We start from the raw sequence: 18,542 nt of genomic DNA, 5'->3' as shown, positions 1-18,542 counted from the left end.
GTTCAGGCCATCTTCAGCTGACGCGGTTGCGCTCAACCGTCAGATGCGCAAAGCCACTGTTGGTCAACTGGGTCAGGTCTGCCGTCACCGGTTCGGCCCAGCGCTGGCCGATGACGGCGCCGTTCAACGCGCCATCGATGACGTTGTCGGAGATGACGGCTGTGCCGGCACCTTCGACCACGCTGACGACAATGCCCGTGCCTGCCTTGCGGATGATGTTGCTCGTGGCCACGACATTGCGCAGATACGGCCCCCAGCCGATCGACATACCGTAGAGCGGCGCATTCTCGATGACATTGTTGGACGCGATGGTGTCGGCCTCGACGCCAATGCCGACGCCGAAGCCGGGCGGGTCCGCGGTGTAGGGGCCGCTGGTCGACAAATTGCGCACGATGTTGCCAGAGCAGACACCCAGGCGGCCGCCTTCATTGAAGTTGACGATCGAGATGCCGTTGGCCGCGCCATCGACGATGTTGTTGCTGATGACGGCGCCCTCGAATGAGAATTCGGAATAGACCGCGGTCTCGCCCGAGCGCGAACAGGTGTTGCCGGAAATCTGCAGATTGCTGGAACTGTTGGCGCGGATCGCCGAGAAAGCGCAGTCCGAGACGACATTGCCCGAGATGATGACATTGCCGGCGCGAAAGGCGTTGATGCCATTGCCGTTCTGGCCGGTTCCGCCGCTGCGCGCACCGATGCGTTCGACACGATTGCCGGTGACCATCGTGCCGTCCTCCGCCGCTTGCCAGCGATGCACGAGGATGCCGCCATTGGCGCAGTCGGAGACGGTGTTGCCCGTGATCGCCAGGCCTCCGGCTTCGACTGAATAGATGCCGGCATCGGCAGCTCCAGATATGTCCGTGCGCTCGATGCGCCCAACCGCACGTTCCAGCGCCAGTCCGTTCTTGCCGCTGCCGGTTATCTGGCAATTGTCGACCACGAGATGGCCGACCCGGCGCAGATCGAGCAGCCCTTGCGCATAGTCGCCCATCGAGCGGTTCGAGCCGTCAAAGACCAGCCCGCTCAACTCGATATGGTCGGCCTGTTCGGCCATGAAGAGGTGGCCGTCGCCGCCATAGACGATCCGCGTCGCACCCGGCACGCCGGAAAGCCGCACGCGGCCGGGCAGCGAGAGGTTGGATACCACATAGGTGCCCGCCGGCAGGAACACCGGGATGTCCCGGCTGTTCGCGTCGCGCAGCAGCTTGGCAAAGGCTTTGCTCTGGTCGTCGAAGGTGCCGGGCTGCACGCCAAGCTCGGTGGCATTGATCGAGCCGCGTATCGAGGCCTTTTCGATGCCGGTCAGGCCGGCTGCCGCCGCTTTGCCGAGCGCAAGGCCGATGACGGCAAAGCCGGCGGTCCCGGTCAGCAGCGTTCGTCTGTTCAACATCGGCACAGTTTCCCAGCGTTCAGCACCGCCACCGCAGTGTCAGCCCTGACACCGCAGGAATCGTGCCAGACGTTCTGTTCCCCTTCACGAACTGTCGACGATGGCTTGTCGAGCAACCACTCAAGGCCTAGGTTTAGGGAATGAGCAGAGCTTTTACCCGCGAAGAAGACAGCGAAAACGCCATCGCCGGCGTCGGCGAACGGCCGATCAGCACGCACCGCAATCTGGTGACCGAGCACGGGCTGGCGCAGATCGAGGACAATCTGGCCGATCTGCGCGATATCCTGGCGAAAGCCGAACGGAAAGCCGACCGCGAGCGCATCGCGGTCGTCTCACGCGATTTGCGCTACTGGACGGCCCGGCGTGAGAACGCCGAACTGTCCGTGCCGGAGCCCGGCAGCGATCTCGTGCGCTTCGGCATGGGTGTCACGCTGGAAGGCGATGACGGCAAGAAGGTGCACTGGAAGATCGTCGGCGAGGACGAGGCCGATCCGGCCAAGGGCAGCATTTCGCACGTTTCGCCGATGGCCGTCGCCCTGTTCGGCAAGAAGGTCGGCGAGGTCGTCACGGTCAACGGCAAGGAATGGGAAATCGTCAAGCTATCGGACAGTTAGAGCAGCGCAGCAACTACTCCGCAGCCAACAGCCGATCCAGCAACCGATCCGCCGCCTCCGGAATAACTGTCCCCGGCGGGAAGATTTCCGCCGCACCAGCTTGCAGCACCGCGTCGTAGTCCTGCGGCGGGATGACACCGCCGGCAACGATCACGATGTTACCGTGGCCGAGCTTCTTCAGCGCGTCACGCAATTCGGGGATCAATGTCAGATGTCCGGCTGCCAGCGAGGAGGCGCCGATGATATGGACATTCTGCTGGACGGCCAGTTTCGCGATCTCTTCCGGTGTCTGGAACATCGCGCCGACCGTGACGTCAAAGCCGAGATCGGCGAAGGCGGTGGCGATCACCTTCTGCCCACGGTCGTGGCCATCCTGTCCCATCTTGGCAACGAGGATGCGCGGCCTGCCGCCGTTTTTCTTCTCGAAGGCGTCGAGCTTGTCTTGCAGCCCGTCGACCACCGGATTGTCGCCAAGCGCCTTGCGATAGACGCCGGAAATGGTCTGCACCGTCGCTACATGGCGGCCAAAGGCCCTTTCCAGGGCGAACGAGATTTCGCCGACCGTGGCATTGGCACGTGCGGCACGGATGGCGAATTCCAGAAGGTTTTCATTGCCATGCGCAGCGCGGGTCAACGCATCGAGCGCGCTTTCGACAGCGGCGACATCGCGCGTGCCTTTCAGCCGTTGCAGCTTCGACAATTGCCGCGCCCGGACCTCGGCATTGTCGATCTTCAGCACGTCGACCTCGATGTCGGTCTCAGGGCGATGCGCGTTGACGCCGACCAGCATCTGCTCGCCGGAATCGATGCGCGCCTGCGTGCGTGCGGCAGCCTCCTCGATACGCAGCTTCGGAATGCCTTGTTCGGTCGCAGCCGCCATGCCGCCAAGAGCCTCGACCTCCTCGATATGGGCAAGTGCGCGCGCCGCCAGATCATGGGTGAGCCGTTCCAGATAGGCCGAACCGCCCCACGGATCGATGATGCGCGTGGTGCCGGATTCCTTTTGCAGGATGAGCTGTGTGTTGCGGGCGATGCGTGCCGAATGGTCGGTCGGCAGCGCCATCGCCTCGTCGAAGGAGTTGGTGTGCAGCGATTGGGTATGCCCCTGCGTCGCCGCCATCGCCTCGATCATGGTGCGGATAATGTTGTTGTAAGGGTCCTGCGCCGTCAGCGACCAGCCGGATGTCTGGCAATGGGTGCGCAGCGACAGCGAGCGCTCGTCCTTCGGCGCGAAATTCTTCTTCATCAGCGTTGCCCACAGCAGGCGCGCGGCTCTGAGCTTGGCGACTTCCATGAAGAAGTTCATGCCGATCGCCCAGAAGAAGGACAGGCGTGGCGCGAAACGGTCGATATCGAGGCCCGCCGCTACGCCGGCGCGGGCATATTCGATGCCGTCGGCGATCGTATAGGCGAGCTCCAGGTCGGCGGTCGCGCCGGCCTCCTGCATGTGGTAGCCGGAGATCGAAATCGAATTGAACTTCGGCATGTTCGTCGACGTGTAGGAGAAGATGTCCGACACAATCCGCATCGAGGGTTTTGGCGGATAGATGTAGGTGTTGCGGACCATGAACTCCTTCAGAATGTCGTTCTGAATGGTTCCGGCCAGATCCTTCTGCGCAACGCCCTGTTCTTCCGCCGCGACGATGTAAAGCGCCATGATCGGCAGCACCGCGCCGTTCATCGTCATCGACACGGTCATGTCGCCCAGCGGAATGCCGTCGAACAATTGCCGCATGTCGAGGATGGAATCGATGGCGACGCCCGCCATGCCGACATCGCCGGCAACGCGCGGATGGTCGCTGTCATAGCCGCGATGCGTGGCGAGATCGAAGGCGACCGACAGGCCTTTCTGACCGGCGGCAAGATTGCGCCGGTAAAAGGCGTTGGACTCTTCGGCTGTGGAGAACCCGGCATATTGCCGGATCGTCCAGGGCTGCTGGACATACATGGTCGGGTAGGGGCCGCGTACGAAGGGCGGCAGACCCGGATAGGTATCGAGATGCGGCAGGCCCTTGAGGTCGCCCTGATTGTAGAGATGCTTGACGACAAGGCCTTCCGGCGTCGTCCGCTGTCCCTTGACTTCGACTGGCGCGCGGCGTGGCGGCACCCAGCCGATCTGACTGAAATCCGGGATCAAGAAGCGGCCCCGATGGATTGGTCGATGCGGGCCGCAAACAGCGGTTCGCAGAGCACGACACCTTCGGTGAAGGCGGGCCGCCGCTCGGCGTCCAGCGTCTCGACCGGGCGCTCGTTTTTCACGGGATAGAGCGTGGTGCCAATAATGGCGCGCTCGCCGCCCTTGAAGGCGGTTTCGCGTTGAGCCGCAGCGGCGCGGACGCGCTTCTGGATATGCCCGTCCCGAAGGCTGGACAGCACACCCCCTTCGGCCTCGATCGTCTGCAATTCCGCCCATGCGGCTTCGCAAAGGTCAGATGTCAGCGCCTCGACCGCGCCGGAACCATAGGCAGGATCGGCAACATGATCGACATGGCTTTCATTGGCCATGATCAACTGCGCGTTGCGCGCGACGCGGCGGGCAAAAGCCGCCGGCAGGCCGTGCGCGATCGTGTGCGGCAGGATGGAGATCGAATCGGCTCCCCCGCTGCCGCTGCGAAGCAGCCGATCGTCGTGCGCAGTATGTTGGTTTCCGGGTCCAGTGCCGTCATCATCCGGAATGATGTCTCGGCATGGATGTTGGCCGTCGAGTTGGGGATCGAGCAGGCCTCCTGCACCCGCGCCCACAACCTGCGCAGGGCCCGCACCTTGGCCATCGACAGGAACTGGTCCTGGTCGACGCTGAGCGCGAAGCCAATGTGAGGTGCTGCATAGACGAGCGGCTGCCGCGCCTTCTCGAACATTCTGAGATACGAGACCGCCGAAGCCAGCATGATGCCGAGCTCCTGTGCCTCCGTGGCGCCGGCATTGTGGAAGACGCGACCGTCCGCCTCCAACAGCACACCCGGAACACCCATCGAGAAGAAATGCGCCAAGGATTGCGGCATCGATTCCTGCAGTGCCTCGATCGACATGCGCAGCCGGCCGGTGCCGGCAAGGATCGCCGCCGGGTCGATGCCGAAGGAGAGGTTGAGCTTGGCCGGATCGGAGCGGCGCTTGCTCAGGAACGCCACCAGCCAATCGGCCATTGGACGACTCCAGGGATGGGTATCGATGCGGATCTGGATCCGGTTGAGGGGCACGCCTTCCAGCACCGTCTCCAGCGCCTGTGCCGTCCTCGGCAGGCCATAGCCGAATGCGTTCGGTGCGCCTTCGAAGACGAGCGACAATCCCGTCGCGCCCTGCGCGATATCCTCGAGCACCTGGGCCTTGGCGCGATCGATATCAGGGTCGTCGACGCGCTGGCTGACGATCCAGGTCGATCGGGGATTCGTGCGCACGATCGGCTCAGTCCCGGTCGCACGGTCGTAGAGGGGCTCGATGCGGATGTTGTCGTCGGTATGCGAGACCAGCTTTTCCTCGAAGGATGCACCGGCCAGCGCCTTTTCCGCCAAGGCCAGCCAACGCTGGCGCTCCGCGTTCACAGGTCCAGCATCCCTAGTCAAGGCTCCGGCGCCCATCGATCTTCCTCGTTTTATGCGGCCGCATCAGCCGGTGCGGTTCAGTCTACGGTTCCCAGTCGGTTATCGCAATGCGACGTGCCTCCAAGGTCAAAATTCGATCCTCAAGACATAGGGCGGCTTGCGTGGACGAACCATGAACGATTGCCAAACACCAGCAAAATCCGCAAGTTCCAAAAAATTCCGATTTCGGCGACAGGCCGATTTGGACGACCAGCCCTCTTTGGACGATGTCATTGCCGCAGTGCAACAGCCTCACTATACCTTCGTGCAAAGGCTGGCTTTTTAAACACATCAGTTTGCGGAGACCCTGGATATGGCTGACGACACCAGTATTTTCATCGGCGCCAGCCGCAAGCCCGACGACAGCTATCAGCGCCCTGAGCAGCTGTTGCTGCAGTATGGGAATCGCCATGGCCTGGTGACCGGCGCCACCGGTACCGGCAAGACCGTCACCTTGCAGATCCTGGCCGAAGGGTTTTCGAATGCCGGCGTGCCGGTGTTCTGCGCCGACATCAAGGGCGACCTGTCCGGCATCGCCATGATGGGCACGGCGCAGGATTTCCTCGTCAAGCGGGCCGAACAGGTCAAGCTCGACCCCTACGATTTCCAGGAATTTCCGGTCATCTTCTGGGACCTGTTCGGCGAGCAGGGCCATCCGATCCGCGCCACCGTCTCGGAGATGGGGCCGTTGCTGTTGTCGCGGCTGATGAACCTGACCGAGGCGCAGGAAGGCATCATGAACATCGCCTTCCGTCTGGCCGACGAGGAAGGCCTGCTGCTGCTCGACATGAAGGATCTGCAGGCGCTGCTGGCCAACATCGCCGAGCGTGCCGACGAGATCGGCTCGCGCTACGGCAATGTGACCAAACCTTCGGTGGGCGCCATCCAGCGCACGCTGCTGGTACTGGAGCAGCAGGGTGCGACCCATTTCTTCGGTGAGCCGGCGTTGCGGATCTCCGACATCATGCGCACCACCCGGGACGGACGCGGCGCCATCAGCGTGCTCGCCGCTGACAAGCTGATGATGAGCCCACGGCTCTACGCCACCTTCCTACTCTGGCTGATGTCGGAATTGTTCGAGGTGCTGCCGGAAGTCGGCGACCCCGACAGGCCGAAGCTGGTGTTCTTCTTCGACGAGGCACATCTTCTGTTCGACGAAGCGCCGAAAGTGCTGATCGATCGCGTCGAACAGGTCGTCCGCTTGATCCGCTCCAAAGGCGTCGGCGTCTATTTCGTCACGCAGAACCCCCTGGATATCCCTGAAAAGGTCCTGGCCCAGCTCGGCAATCGCGTCCAGCACGCGTTGCGCGCCTATACGCCGCGCGAACAGCAGGCGGTCAGGACAGCGGCGGAAACGTTCCGCCCCAATCCCGATTTCGATTGCGCCGTTGCTATAACCCAGCTCGCTACCGGCGAAGCGCTGGTCTCGACGCTCGAAGCCAAGGGAATTCCGTCGATGGTGCAGCGCACATTGATCCGTCCGCCGTCGTCACGGCTCGGGCCGATAACTCCCGCCGAGCGGCAAAAGCTGATCGCGGAAAGCCCCGTCTCCGGCCAGTACGATCAGGTCATCGATCGCGAATCTGCCTTCGAGATGTTGCAGAAAAAGGCCAAGGAGGCGCAGGACGCCGAAGCGCAGGCACAGCAAGCAGGCACCGGCGGTTCGCGCTGGACCATTCCAGGCTTCGGCAATGACGACCCCGAACCGCAGTCGGGTGGCCGCCGCGCGCCGGCGCCGCGTCCCTCCAATCGCCAGACGGTGACCGAGGCCGCGATCAAGTCGGTGGTGCGCTCGGTCGGCTCCTCGGTCGGACGCGCGATCGTGCGCGGGATTTTGGGGAGCCTCTCGCGGGGGCGTTAAGCCACGCCCAGCGTCGCGGTGAATCTTGAAACCTACACCACGAAGGTCGAGAACGGCCGCGTGTACATCGAGGTCTCACATGTCCGATACTTTTGCGCTTGCGGCTTGCGCCGAAATGCTGTGGCGCGACAGGCCGATGGAATGGCGGGTCAAGCGCCTCACCGAAATGGGTTTTCAGGTCGGCCTCTGGAACTGGCCCGAGCACGACCTTGCAATGCTGGAAAGGTCCGGCGCGACCTTCTCGATCATGAACGGTTACCTGCGCGGTCGGCTGACCGATGACGAGGGTGCCGCCGAACTCCTAGAGACGGCGAAGGAGACGGCGGCGGTCGGCAAGCGCCTTGGTGTGGCGCGGCTCAACCTGCATGGTACCGGGCTCGGCGACGGCGGCCTACCGGTCACGCCTTGCGAGACGGTCACCGGTGCCATGTGGCTCAAGGCGCGCGACACGCTGAACCGCATTGCCGACCTCGCCGAGGCGGAAGGCGTGACCTTCACGCTGGAGAATTTGAACCTGCCGGTTGAACATCCCGGCGTGCCTTTCGGGCGCGCGCAGGATACGCTGGCGCTGGTCTCGAGCGTTAATCGGCCGGGGCTGCGCCTCAATCTCGATCTCTACCATGCCCAGATCGGCGAAGGGAATTTGATCGAGCTGTGCCGCGCCTGCCTGCCCTGGATTGGTGAGGTCCAGGTTGCCGATGTTCCCGGACGCATGGAGCCCGGCAGCGGTGAGATCAATTACCGGGGCATCGCCCACGCGCTGAAGGACATGGGCTATCGTGGGCCTGTCGGCATGGAGGCGTTCGCCTCCGGAGACCCTGAAGCAGCCTTGCGGGCTTTCCGCGAAGCTTTCACCGTCTGAGGAACTTCGCCGCCAAGGAGCGACGGCTGACCGCCGCTCACTCAATCAGTTCAGAAGATCGCGTTCGTCACTGCCTTGACCGGTCCGAGCAGGACCGATCCGTCGGGCACGCCGGCGTCGATCGGGATGGCCTTCCGATTCGCCGTCGCCGCAGCGGCCTGACTGATATCGGCGGTGACAATGACCGGGGTCTTCGACGGCACGCGATCATACAGATCGATGATGTCCTGGTTCATGAAGCGCACGCAGCCTGACGAGACCGACTTGCCGATCGATTTCCATTCTGGTGAACCATGCAGGCGGTAGAGCGTGTCGACGTTGCCCTGGAAAAGATAGAGCGCACGCGCGCCGAGCGGGTTCTTCAAGCCGCCGGGCATGCCGCCATTGTCGGCGCTGTACGGCTTCAACTCCGGCTGACGGGCAATCATTTCATCCGGCGGCGTCCACTTCGGCCATTTCTGCTTCCACTGGACGACGGCATCGCCGGACCATTCGAAGCCGGCGCGGCCGAGACCGACGCCGTAACGAATCGCCTGGCCGCCCGGACGCACCAGATAGAGATGATGTCCGGTCGTATCGACGATGATGGTGCCGGGCTTCTGCCCCGTCGGATCGGGCACGATCTGACGCAGATATTGCGGATCGATCCTTTCGAACGGGATGGCCGGAAGGTCGAAACCGCCATCGCTGACGGCTGCATACATCGTCGCGTAGTCGGGCAGAGGCGGTTCGACATAGGTGGGCGGCGGTGGCTCGACCGGCCCGGGTCCGGGTCCGGTGGTGGTGCATGCGGAAACCGCAATCGAGGCGGCGCCCAATGCTGCGGCGTTGAGAAAGCCGCGACGGCTCAGGCGATAGGATTCGATTTCGGTTATGGACATAGTTGCCTTCTTTAAGTCGGGAATCGCAACAAAGCGTGAATTCACCGACCGCTGTTACCGGTGCCTGACAACACCTGGGGCGATAGGCGGTTCCGATTCTGGCCCGAACGTGGACAAACAAAGGCGAAGCTGTGACCGCGCCGCCACTGTGGCGCCAAGGCCACAGGCTGTTGCTGGAGCAATTCCGGGAAAAGTGTGAAGCGGCTTTCCCGGGAAAAGCGCATAGCGCTTTCCCTTGGGAATTGCATCAAACGAATAGCTGAAGCGGTTCACCGTTTCCGTGAAACGGTGAACCGCTTCAGCTGCCGGGCACCAGCGCTTCAAGAGTCGGTAGGATCAGGGCGGGCGGGAAGTCGCGGTATTCCTCGGGCTGGTTGGAGCGGTTGATCCACACCGTGCGGAAGCCGAACTTGGTGGCGCCGGCAATGTCCCAGCGATTGGAGGACTGGAACGAAACAGCGCCGGGATAGAGACGCCAGCCGGTGGCAACCATGTCGTAAACCGCCGGATCGGTCTTGAAACGCCGCACGGCATCGACCGAATAGATGTCGTCCAGGACCTGGTCGAGCGCGGCCGACTTGACCGCCGCTTCCAGCATTTCGGGCGAGCCGTTTGAGAGGATCGCCAGCCTCGCTCCCGAAGCCTTGAGCGCCTTCAGAACCGCCGGCACTTCCGGGTAGCAATCCAGCCGCCAGTAGGCTTCCAGCAGCCTGGCCTTGAGGCCTGGATCCGCCGAGGGGACCTTGCGCAAGGCGAAGTCGAGCGCCTGTTCGGTCAGCTGCCAGAAATCGGCATAGGCGCCCATCAGCGTGCGCACCCAGGAATATTCGAGTTGCTTGGCACGCCAGATTTCGGACAGCAGCTGGCCGTCCGGCCCAATCTGGTCTGCATGGCGGCGTACGGCGGCATGCACGTCGAACAGCGTGCCGTAGGCGTCGAAAACATAGGCGGCGTATTGCATGGCAACAGTTTTGAGGCGAGGCGGGGCAAGGTGCAAGCCTTGATTGCATCGCGCCCTGTCGCTGGCCTCAACAAAACTCCTTGATGCTGGTTGACGGCAGCGGCCAAAGCATCATCCAATGTTGTCACACAAGGTTGATCGGAACGGGACAACGCGATGACACTGGCGGCAGCGGCGCAATCCGCGACATGGACTTATGTCGACGGCGACTGGTACGAAGGCAATGTCGCCATACTGGGGCCGCGCAGCCATGCTATGTGGCTCGGCACCAGCGTGTTTGATGGCGCCCGCTGGTTCGAGGGCGTAGCGCCCGACCTCGACCTTCATGCCAAAAGAGTGAACGCCTCGGCGATCGCACTTGGCCTCAAGCCGAACATGACCCCCGAAAAGATCGTCGGGCTGACCTGGGACGGGTTGAAGAAGTTCGACGGCAAGACGGCGGTCTACATCAGGCCGATGTACTGGGCCGAGCATGGCGGCTATATGGGCGTGCCGGCCGATCCCGCTTCGACCCGTTTCTGCCTCTGCCTCTATGAATCACCGATGATCGCGCCAACCGGGTTTTCGGTGACGGTGTCGCCGTTCCGGCGCCCGACGATCGAAACCATGCCGACCAACGCCAAGGCCGGTTGCCTTTATCCTAACAATGGCCGCGCCATCCTCGAAGCCAAGATGCGCGGCTTCGACAATGCGCTGGTGCTCGACATGCTGGGCAATGTCGCCGAGACCGGAAGCTCCAATATCTTCCTGGTCAAGGATGGCCACGTGCTGACGCCGGCGCCGAACGGCACCTTCCTGTCCGGCATCACGCGCTCGCGCACGATGACGCTGCTGGGCGAGTACGGCTTCAAAACCACGGAAAAGACGCTGTCGGTGCGCGATTTCCTCGAGGCGGATGAGATTTTCTCGACCGGCAACCATTCCAAGGTGGTGCCGATCACGCGCATCGAGGATCGCAACCTGCAACCCGGGCCGGTGGCCAAGAAGGCGCGCGAACTCTATTGGGATTGGGCGCATTCGACTTCCGCCGCGTGAGCGGATAAAAAGGCGGCCGACGCTTCATTCCGGAGTTGTCCAAATCCATTCCAGACCTATCTTAAATCGGTATCCACACCGGACTTTTCCACGAGGGAGTACTACCCATGGCTTTTGAATTGCCCGCTCTGCCCTACGACTACGAGGCCTTGCAGCCCTATATGTCGAAAGAGACGCTGGAGTATCACCACGACAAGCACCACAAGGCCTATGTCGACAACGGCAACAAGCTCGCCGCGGAAGCCGGCATGGGCGATCTGTCGGTCGAAGAGGTGGTCAAGCAGTCGTTCGGCAAGAATGCCGGCCTCTTCAACAATGCCGCGCAGCATTACAATCACATCCATTTCTGGAAGTGGATGAAGAAGGGCGGCGGCGGCAACAAGCTGCCTGGCGCGCTGCAGAAGGCGGTCGACGCCGATCTCGGCGGCTATGACAAGTTCAAGGCTGATTTCATCGCTGCCGGCACGACGCAGTTTGGTTCTGGCTGGGCCTGGGTTTCGGTCAAGGACGGCAAGCTGGCGATCTCGAAGACTCCGAACGGCGAAAACCCGCTCGTTCATGGCGCCTCGCCGATCCTCGGCGTCGACGTCTGGGAACATTCCTATTACATCGACTACCGCAACGCCCGCCCGAAATATCTCGAAGCGTTCGTCGACAGCCTGATCAACTGGGATCATGTGCTGGAGCTCTACGAAAAGGCGAAGTAATCGATCGTCAGAAAGGCCCCGGCAATCCCGGGGCTTTTCTTTTTCTGCATCGATGTCCGTGGCTGCGAAGGCCCGGCAAAAATCGTCAGAGGAAAGGGAATATTTCCCCCGTCGCATCCGTTGACGTCCTGTCCTGAAATGCCTTCATCATGGAGCCAAATGAATGAGAAAGCTTGTCATCGCCATCTCAATGCTCGCCTTCGCCGGTTCGGCCGCCTTTGCCGATCCGATCCTCGACAGGCAGGCTTTGATGAAGGAACGCGGAAAGATCGTCGGCGGCCTGGCAAAAGTGGCCAAGGGCGATGACCCGTTTGATGCCGCTGCGGTGCTGACGCAGTTGCAGGCGTTGCAAGCAAATGCCGAAAAGTTGGATATCGACGCGTTGTTCCCGAAAGGCAGCGATACCGGCGACACCACGGCAGGACCGAAAATCTGGGAAGACATGGCCGGCTTCAAGGCGGCCGAGGACAAGTATCTCGCCGACGTCAAGGCAGCGACCGCTGCTGCTCCCGCCGACGTTGATGCGCTGAAGGCGCAGATCAATACCCTCGGTGGCGATTGCGGCACCTGCCACCAGACCTACCGGGTGAAAAAAGGCTGATAGCCGGCGATGCCCTGGCTAAAGAAACTCGTCGGCGTCGTCGTCATCTTGGGCGGCGTCGGCGCGGTTGCCGGATGGGTTCTGTCAGAGCCGGTCAGGCTCGACAGTGCGATCCTGGCCAAGCTAGGACCAGGTGACGTGGCCAAGGGCAAGCGCATTTTCTATGCCGGTGGCTGCACCTCCTGCCATGCAAAACCGGGGTCGCAGGGTGATGCACGGCTTCAGCTCGTCGGCGGCCTCGAACTCAAAACGCCGTTCGGTACTTTTGTCCCGCCCAACATTTCGCAGGACCCGAAGGACGGGATCGGTGCGTGGTCGGTCGAGGACCTCGCCAACGCCATGCTCAAGGGCGTCTCACCGTCCGGCGAGCATTTCTATCCAGCCTTTCCCTATGCATCCTATGCCCGCATGAAGCCGTCGGACATTGCCGATCTCTACGCCTTCCTGAAGACGCTCCCCGCGGTCGCAGGCAAGGCGCCGGCCAATTCGCTCGGTTTCCCCTTCAACATCCGTCGTGGCATCGGCTTGTGGAAGCTGCTTTATCTTAGCGACCAGCCTGTCATTCCCTTGCCAGCCGGCACACCTGACACTGTGATGGCCGGCCGCTATCTGGTCGAGGGCCCGGGTCATTGCGGCGAATGCCACACGCCGCGCGACTTCGCGGGCGGTATAAAAAAGAACGAATGGCTGGCTGGTGCCGTGGCCGCCGAAGGCAGCGGCATCGTGCCGAACATCACATCGGGCGGGGGTGGTTTCGACAACTGGTCGCAAGCCGACATCGCCAACTATCTGGAGACCGGGTTCACACCCGAATTCGATTCCGTCGGCGGCGCGATGGTCGACGTCCAGCGCAACTTGGCCGAGCTGACACCAGAGGATCGCGCCGCGATTGCCGCCTATCTCAAGGCTGTGCCGCCGCACCCGAACGGTTATCCCGCACGCAAACCGGCTGCGAATTGATTTCGGCTTTGCCGCTCAAGGCTTGGCCCCCGTCCCCTAGCGAAACATTAGACGATCTTCGCCAGCGCATTGCCGGGCAATCGAAGTCTCAAGGCCATTTTCGCGATCAAGCGGCCGTCCTCAGACTACAGGTGGCGATCACCCAGGAAATCGAAGCCCGTCTCGAAGAAATGATTGTAGTTGCAGGTCATTTCCTCGCCGGCCGCGATGTCGCGCAAGGCGTAGGTTTCCTCGGGTGAGGAGACATCGCAATTCGGCTCGTCGTCATGGTTCATGTAGCGGGCGTCGTCCGCTTCGAAGACGATATAGGCCGGATCGCGCCGGTCGGGATAGGAATAGCGGTCGAGATAGTTCTTCACCGGTCCGCTCTCGCCCTCATAGGTCTCGACGTCGATGATGCGGTCAAACCGGGGGTCGAGCTTCCAGACCAGCGTGCCCTTGGCAATGTGGTTCTTGGCAAACACACCGATGCCCTGGATCGGCGATTTGTCGAGATAGACGTCGACGAGCAACATGGTACACCCCGGTAAAAAACATGGCAGGCACGGCTTGCGAAAAGCCGCGCACTGGTTAGCGCGCGGCTGGTGCAATTGCGAGCGGAAATGAGCAGTGCGGAATTCAAAAAGTCATGATCGCAAATGTCTTCCCAGAGATGTCCGTCGGACGCCGGCCTCTCCAGCGTCAGCGTTGTTGCAAAGCCAGGCGGACGCCAAGGGCACAATAGATACCGCCGACCATCTTGCCCTGCCATTTCAGCGCTGTCGGATTTCTGCGCAGGAAACTGCCAAGCCGACCTGCGCTCACCGCAAAAATGACCGTGCTGAAAAGACCCAGCACGACGAAGACAGTTCCCAATACGGCCAGTTGAAGCATCGCCGAACCGTTTTCGGGCCGCACGAACTGAGGCAGGAATGCCAGGAAGAAAAGCGCGGTCTTGGGATTGAGCACCTCGGTGAAGACAGCCTGTCGAAACGCCTTGCCGGCAGGGATCGCGAGCGCGCCGGCGGTCGGATCGGTCGGGGTCTTCTCGATGATGGCGCGAATGCCGAGGTAAACGAGGTAAGCCGCGCCGATGTACTTTACGATGCTGAACAGTGTCGCCGACGTGGCGATGATGGCCGAAATGCCGACCATCGCCATGAGCGTGTGAAACATGTCGCCGGCCGCAATCCCGGCACCGGTCGCGATGCCGACCTTCGTTCCCGAACTCGTTGCCCGGGCGATCGTCAGCAGCGTGGCCGGCCCCGGAATAAAGACGAAGCCGAGCACGACGGCGATGTAGGCGATCAATGTCGACAGATCGATCATTGGAGGGTCTCCTCGGTAAGGTGCGCCTTGCCCGTCACCTTCAGCGCGAAGGAATAGGTGTAGGCGATCTCTTCCAGGCGTGAGAACCGGCCTGACGCACCTGCATGGCCGGAATCCATGTTGATCTTGAACAGAACCGGATTGTCGCCGCTCTTGCGGTCGCGCAGCCGCGCCACCCATTTGGCCGGCTCCCAATAGGTGACGCGCGGATCGGTGAGACCGGCGAGCGCCAGGATCGGCGGATAGTCGAGTGCCGCGACATTGTCGTAGGGCGAGTAGGCGGCGATCGTCCGGTAGTCGTCGGCGGACGCGATCGGGTTGCCCCATTCTGGCCATTCCGGCGGCGTCAGCGGCAGGGTCGCGTCGAGCATGGTGGTGAGCACGTCGACGAACGGCACCTCGGCAACGATGCCGCCGAAGCTTTCGGGCGCCATGTTGGCGATGGCCCCCATCAGCATGCCGCCGGCCGAGCCGCCTTGCGCGACGGTGCGGTCAGGCGCGGTATAGCGTTCGGCAACGAGGTGTCGCGCGCAGGCGATGAAATCCGTGAAGGTGTTCATCTTCGTTGCCCGCTTGCCGTCGTCGTACCAGCCATAACCCTTGTCCTTGCCGCCACGGACATGGGCGATGGCGTAGACGAAGCCGCGGTCGACCAGCGACAGGCAATTGGTGTTGAAGGCCGCCGGCACGGTGATGCCATAGGAGCCGTAGCCGTAGAGCAGGCAAGGTGCTGATCCGTCGAGCGGCGTGTCGCGATGGTGCAAAAGCGAGATCGGCACCAGTTCGCCATCGGCGGCGGGCGCCATCAGCCGCCTTGTCACATAGTGGTCCGCATCATGGCCGGACGGCACTTCCTGGGTCTTGAGCAGCACGCGCTCGCGCGTGCGCATGTTGTAATCGAACACCTGCGCCGGCGTCGTCATCGACGAATAGGAAAAGCGCATGATCTCGGTGTCGTATTCGTAGGAACCCGACAGGCCGAGCGAGAAAGCCTCTTCATCGAGGGACAGAAGATGTTCTTCACCGCTGGTGCGGTCGTGCACGACGATGCGCGGCAAGCCCTCCTTGCGTTCAAGCCGAACCATATGGTCCTTGAAGCCGATCACCGACAGGATCAGCCGGCCCGGCTCGTGCGCCACCAGCTCCTGCCAGTTGGCACGGACCGGATCGCTCGCCGGCGCCGTCATGATCTTGAAATCCTTGGCGCCGTCGGCATTGGTGAGGATGAAGAAGATGTCGCCGCCTTCCTCCAGCTCATACTGCAGGCCGATCTCGCGCGCCGAGACCAGCCTGGGTTCGGCAAACGGGTCGCTGGCGCTCAACAGGCGATATTCCGAGGTCTCGTGATCGTTGATGCCGATCATGATCCATTCGTTGTTGCGGGTGCCGTCGACATTCATGAAGAAGCCGGGGTCGGTTTCCTCATAGATCAGGCGGTCATTTTCAGGGTCTTGTCCAAGTGCGTGGAACAGCACTTTCGACGGCCGGTGGTTGGGGTCGAGACGCGTATAGAAGAACCCGTCATTGCCCGCGTCCCACACACCTGAACCGCCGGTGGCTTGTATCTGGTCCGCCAGTTCCTTGCCATCGGCAAGATCGCGCACGCGCAACGTGTAGAATTCGGACCCCTTATCGTCGAAGGCCCACAAAAGCTTGCGATGATCGGCCGAATGATCGACGCCGCCGAGCCGGAAATAGGCCTTGCCTTCCGCCTCCAGGTCGCCGTCGAGCAGGATCTGTTCAGCCCCGCCGTCGCGTGGCATGCGGAAATAGCGCGGCTGCTCGCCGCCGAGCTTGAAGGAAGAACCATAGGCATAAGGCCCGTCCTGCATTGGAACGGAAGAATCGTCTTCCTTGATGCGGCCCTTCATCTCCTTGAAAAGCTGCTTTTGCAGGCCTGATGTGTCGGCCATCAGCTTCGACTGGTAGGCATTTTCCGCTTCGAGTTCGGCGCGGATCCCTGCATCGAGCAGGGAAGGGTCCCGGAACATCTCCTGCCAGTTGTCGGCCCGCAGCCAGGCATATTCATCGGTCCGCGTGATGCCGTGATGTGTGTCGAAGACCGGCCGCTTTTCGGGTGTTGGCGGGCTGGCGATCGGAAACATGGAAGTCTTGGTCATTGCGTCTCGCTTGGGAAATATCTTGAGTGTGCAGTGAATACGCCGGTCAGGGCGGGTTCAAGGACCGCAGCCTGGGATGGTGCCGGCTTCATGAGATGAGGCCGGGAGGAAAGATGATGACGTTCGATCTTGGATTGCTGCGACTTTCGCCGTTGCTTCGCTAACTCTGGTCTTTGCCGGCCAGTCTCATGCGACCGTATTCGCGGCTTGGCAAGTGGCCAATGCGCCGTTCGGCGACACGGCTCAACGAGCGCCTATGGCAAGTATTAATTGACCGCCATCGATTGGCCCCGAGCCGGTGGCGTGTCGTCCGCTTGCTTGTGCATGATGCACGGCAACCTGTGGTTTTGTGGACAGATATGAACAACCAAGATTCTCGGCGCGATAGCAAAGCAAACCAGAGCATTGAAGCTTGCTTTGTGAGTTATCGCGAATGTAACGAAGGGCTGACGTAACGTCAGCCCTTGTCGGTTTGGCGAGCGGAATATCGAAAAATTACATGATGCACGAAAGATTGAAGCTGTTCCGCGAATAGTTGATCAACATTCTTAAATATAATGCAGAGATCGAATTGACTTACTTGCTTTATGGTCGCATTGATGTGCCCGTGACACGAATCGCAGGAATTCTACCTGCACAAAATTCGTGCAATGCCCTGCCAGCAAAAAAGGGCACAGATCGACGTAACTCTTGTTGGGGCCTGAAGACCATGGATATTGTCGAAACACCTTCCAGAAACAATGATGCGCTGATCGAGTTGACCGCCGATGTGGTGGCCGCCTATGTCAGCAACAATCCCGTGCCGGTCGGCGAACTGCCGAACCTCATATCCGATGTCCATGCCGCTCTCGGGCGTGTGGGCGGAACCGCCGAACAGCCCCCTGCCGACAAGCAGAAGCCGGCTGTCAACCCGAAGCGCTCGGTTCATGACGACTACATTGTCTGTATTGAAGACGGCAAGAAGTTCAAGTCGCTCAAGCGTCATCTGATGACCCACTATGACCTGACGCCGGACCAGTATCGCGAAAAGTGGAATCTCGACCCGAGCTATCCGATGGTTGCGCCGAACTACGCCGCGGCCCGCTCTCAGCTCGCCAAGAAAATGGGCCTTGGCCGCAAGCGCAAGGCGCGGTAATCGCTGCTTTGTCAGGTCGAAGCTGAATCAACGGCGCTTTCGGGCGCCGTTTGATTTTGGGGGGCCGTTGGCGGACTGGATCCGATCAGGCGGTCTGCGCGAGTGCCATTTCGGCATCGCGCTTGATGCGCTTGACCATCGAGCGAAGGCCGTTGGCGCGCTGGGGCGATAGATGCTCGTCCAGGCCGAGCTCTTTTAGCGTTGCTTCGGCATCGGTTTTCTGGATTTCGCTGGCGGTCTTTCCGGAAAACAGCGCCAGCATGATCGCGACCAGTCCGCGCACGATATGGGCGTCCGAATCGCCGGTGAAGGTGATGACTGGATCGCTGCCCGGTCCCCGTTCGGTGGTCAGCCAGACCTGGCTGACGCAGCCTGGCACCTTGTTGGCGGCATTGCGCTGCTCATCGGGAAATGGCGGCAGCGCCTCGCCCAGTTCGATTACATAGCGGTAGCGGTCTTCCCATTCATCAAGGAACGAAAAATCGTCGCGGATCTTCTGGATCGTGGTCGTCATGATCCCGGATATAGT

The 18,542-nt window shown here is 61.6% G+C and carries 16 protein-coding genes and 1 pseudogene; 8 read left to right on the top strand and 9 right to left on the bottom strand.

Annotated elements, in window-relative coordinates; translation table 11 throughout:
- Positions 1-13: 13 nt before the first annotated feature.
- Positions 14-1,390, bottom strand: a complete 1,377-nt coding sequence (locus ACZYHG_RS28820; protein ID WP_464611456.1) for a TIGR03808 family TAT-translocated repetitive protein — start codon at positions 1,388-1,390, stop codon at positions 14-16.
- A 140-nt stretch (positions 1,391-1,530) separates the two neighbouring features.
- Between ACZYHG_RS28820 and greA the strand changes: the two genes are divergently transcribed.
- Positions 1,531-2,004 (top strand): transcription elongation factor GreA, encoded by a 474-nt coding sequence (gene greA / locus ACZYHG_RS28815; protein ID WP_464611455.1) that lies wholly within the window; start codon positions 1,531-1,533, stop codon positions 2,002-2,004.
- A 13-nt stretch (positions 2,005-2,017) separates the two neighbouring features.
- On the opposite strand, the gene scpA is transcribed toward greA, so the two are convergent.
- Positions 2,018-4,141 (bottom strand): methylmalonyl-CoA mutase, encoded by a 2,124-nt coding sequence (gene scpA / locus ACZYHG_RS28810; RefSeq protein ID WP_464611454.1) that lies wholly within the window; start codon positions 4,139-4,141, stop codon positions 2,018-2,020.
- A pseudogene (locus ACZYHG_RS28805) lies at positions 4,138-5,579 on the bottom strand (methylmalonyl-CoA mutase subunit beta). The gene scpA and the pseudogene ACZYHG_RS28805 overlap by 4 nt, the downstream one beginning before the upstream one ends.
- A 316-nt stretch (positions 5,580-5,895) precedes the next feature.
- Between ACZYHG_RS28805 and ACZYHG_RS28800 the strand changes: the two are divergent.
- Positions 5,896-7,443 (top strand): helicase HerA-like C-terminal domain-containing protein, encoded by a 1,548-nt coding sequence (locus ACZYHG_RS28800; protein ID WP_464611453.1) that lies wholly within the window; start codon positions 5,896-5,898, stop codon positions 7,441-7,443.
- A 79-nt stretch (positions 7,444-7,522) separates the two neighbouring features.
- Positions 7,523-8,305 (top strand): TIM barrel protein, encoded by a 783-nt coding sequence (locus tag ACZYHG_RS28795; protein ID WP_464611452.1) that lies wholly within the window; start codon positions 7,523-7,525, stop codon positions 8,303-8,305.
- Between the two features lie 50 nt (positions 8,306-8,355).
- Here ACZYHG_RS28795 and ACZYHG_RS28790 read toward each other — a convergent pair whose 3' ends face one another.
- Together ACZYHG_RS28790 and ACZYHG_RS28785 are read right to left on the bottom strand one after the other, a co-directional pair.
- On the bottom strand, positions 8,356-9,186 hold the full coding sequence (locus ACZYHG_RS28790) for a L,D-transpeptidase (RefSeq protein WP_464611451.1): 831 nt from the start codon (positions 9,184-9,186) through the stop codon (positions 8,356-8,358).
- A 298-nt stretch (positions 9,187-9,484) separates the two neighbouring features.
- Positions 9,485-10,147 (bottom strand): haloacid dehalogenase type II, encoded by a 663-nt coding sequence (locus tag ACZYHG_RS28785; protein ID WP_464611450.1) that lies wholly within the window; start codon positions 10,145-10,147, stop codon positions 9,485-9,487.
- Positions 10,148-10,303: 156 nt separating this feature from the next.
- Here ACZYHG_RS28785 and ACZYHG_RS28780 point away from each other — a divergent pair, with 156 nt between their 5' ends.
- The 4 genes from ACZYHG_RS28780 to ACZYHG_RS28765 all read left to right on the top strand — a co-directional run bounded on the left by ACZYHG_RS28780 (position 10,304) and on the right by ACZYHG_RS28765 (position 13,450).
- Positions 10,304-11,182: a branched-chain amino acid aminotransferase gene (locus ACZYHG_RS28780; protein ID WP_464611449.1), complete on the top strand. Its 879-nt coding sequence runs from the start codon at positions 10,304-10,306 to the stop codon at positions 11,180-11,182.
- A 107-nt stretch (positions 11,183-11,289) separates the two neighbouring features.
- Positions 11,290-11,889, top strand: coding sequence for a superoxide dismutase (locus ACZYHG_RS28775; RefSeq protein WP_464611448.1), 600 nt, complete (start codon positions 11,290-11,292; stop codon positions 11,887-11,889).
- 163 nt (positions 11,890-12,052) lie between these two features.
- Positions 12,053-12,490 (top strand): c-type cytochrome, encoded by a 438-nt coding sequence (locus ACZYHG_RS28770; protein WP_464611447.1) that lies wholly within the window; start codon positions 12,053-12,055, stop codon positions 12,488-12,490.
- Positions 12,491-12,499: 9 nt separating this feature from the next.
- Entirely contained in the window at positions 12,500-13,450 is a 951-nt protein-coding gene (locus ACZYHG_RS28765) for a cytochrome c (RefSeq protein WP_464611446.1), read from the top strand.
- Between the two features lie 125 nt (positions 13,451-13,575).
- Here ACZYHG_RS28765 and ACZYHG_RS28760 read toward each other — a convergent pair whose 3' ends face one another.
- The 3 genes from ACZYHG_RS28760 to ACZYHG_RS28750 all read right to left on the bottom strand — a co-directional run bounded on the left by ACZYHG_RS28760 (position 13,576) and on the right by ACZYHG_RS28750 (position 16,878).
- Positions 13,576-13,965 (bottom strand): SET domain-containing protein, encoded by a 390-nt coding sequence (locus ACZYHG_RS28760; protein ID WP_027034339.1) that lies wholly within the window; start codon positions 13,963-13,965, stop codon positions 13,576-13,578.
- A gap of 166 nt (positions 13,966-14,131) precedes the next feature.
- Complete coding sequence (locus ACZYHG_RS28755) at positions 14,132-14,758, bottom strand: LysE family translocator (protein WP_464611445.1); 627 nt, start codon at positions 14,756-14,758, stop codon at positions 14,132-14,134.
- A complete protein-coding gene (locus ACZYHG_RS28750; protein WP_464611444.1) occupies positions 14,755-16,878 on the bottom strand; it encodes a S9 family peptidase in 2,124 nt (707 codons plus the stop codon). Before ACZYHG_RS28750 ends, ACZYHG_RS28755 begins: the two co-directional genes overlap by 4 nt.
- Positions 16,879-17,587: 709 nt before the next feature.
- Between ACZYHG_RS28750 and ACZYHG_RS28745 the strand changes: the two genes are divergently transcribed.
- Positions 17,588-18,013 (top strand): Ros/MucR family transcriptional regulator, encoded by a 426-nt coding sequence (locus ACZYHG_RS28745; RefSeq protein ID WP_464614814.1) that lies wholly within the window; start codon positions 17,588-17,590, stop codon positions 18,011-18,013.
- An 85-nt stretch (positions 18,014-18,098) separates the two neighbouring features.
- Here the strand turns inward: ACZYHG_RS28745 and ACZYHG_RS28740 are convergent, their stop codons facing one another.
- Positions 18,099-18,527, bottom strand: a complete 429-nt coding sequence (locus ACZYHG_RS28740) for a SufE family protein (protein WP_464614813.1) — start codon at positions 18,525-18,527, stop codon at positions 18,099-18,101.
- Positions 18,528-18,542: the final 15 nt, after the last annotated feature.

It is taken from the genome of Mesorhizobium subarcticum, from assembly GCF_055456085.1.
Note: the sequence above shows the minus strand (reverse complement) of the source record. Positions and strands in the feature narration are given on the sequence as shown.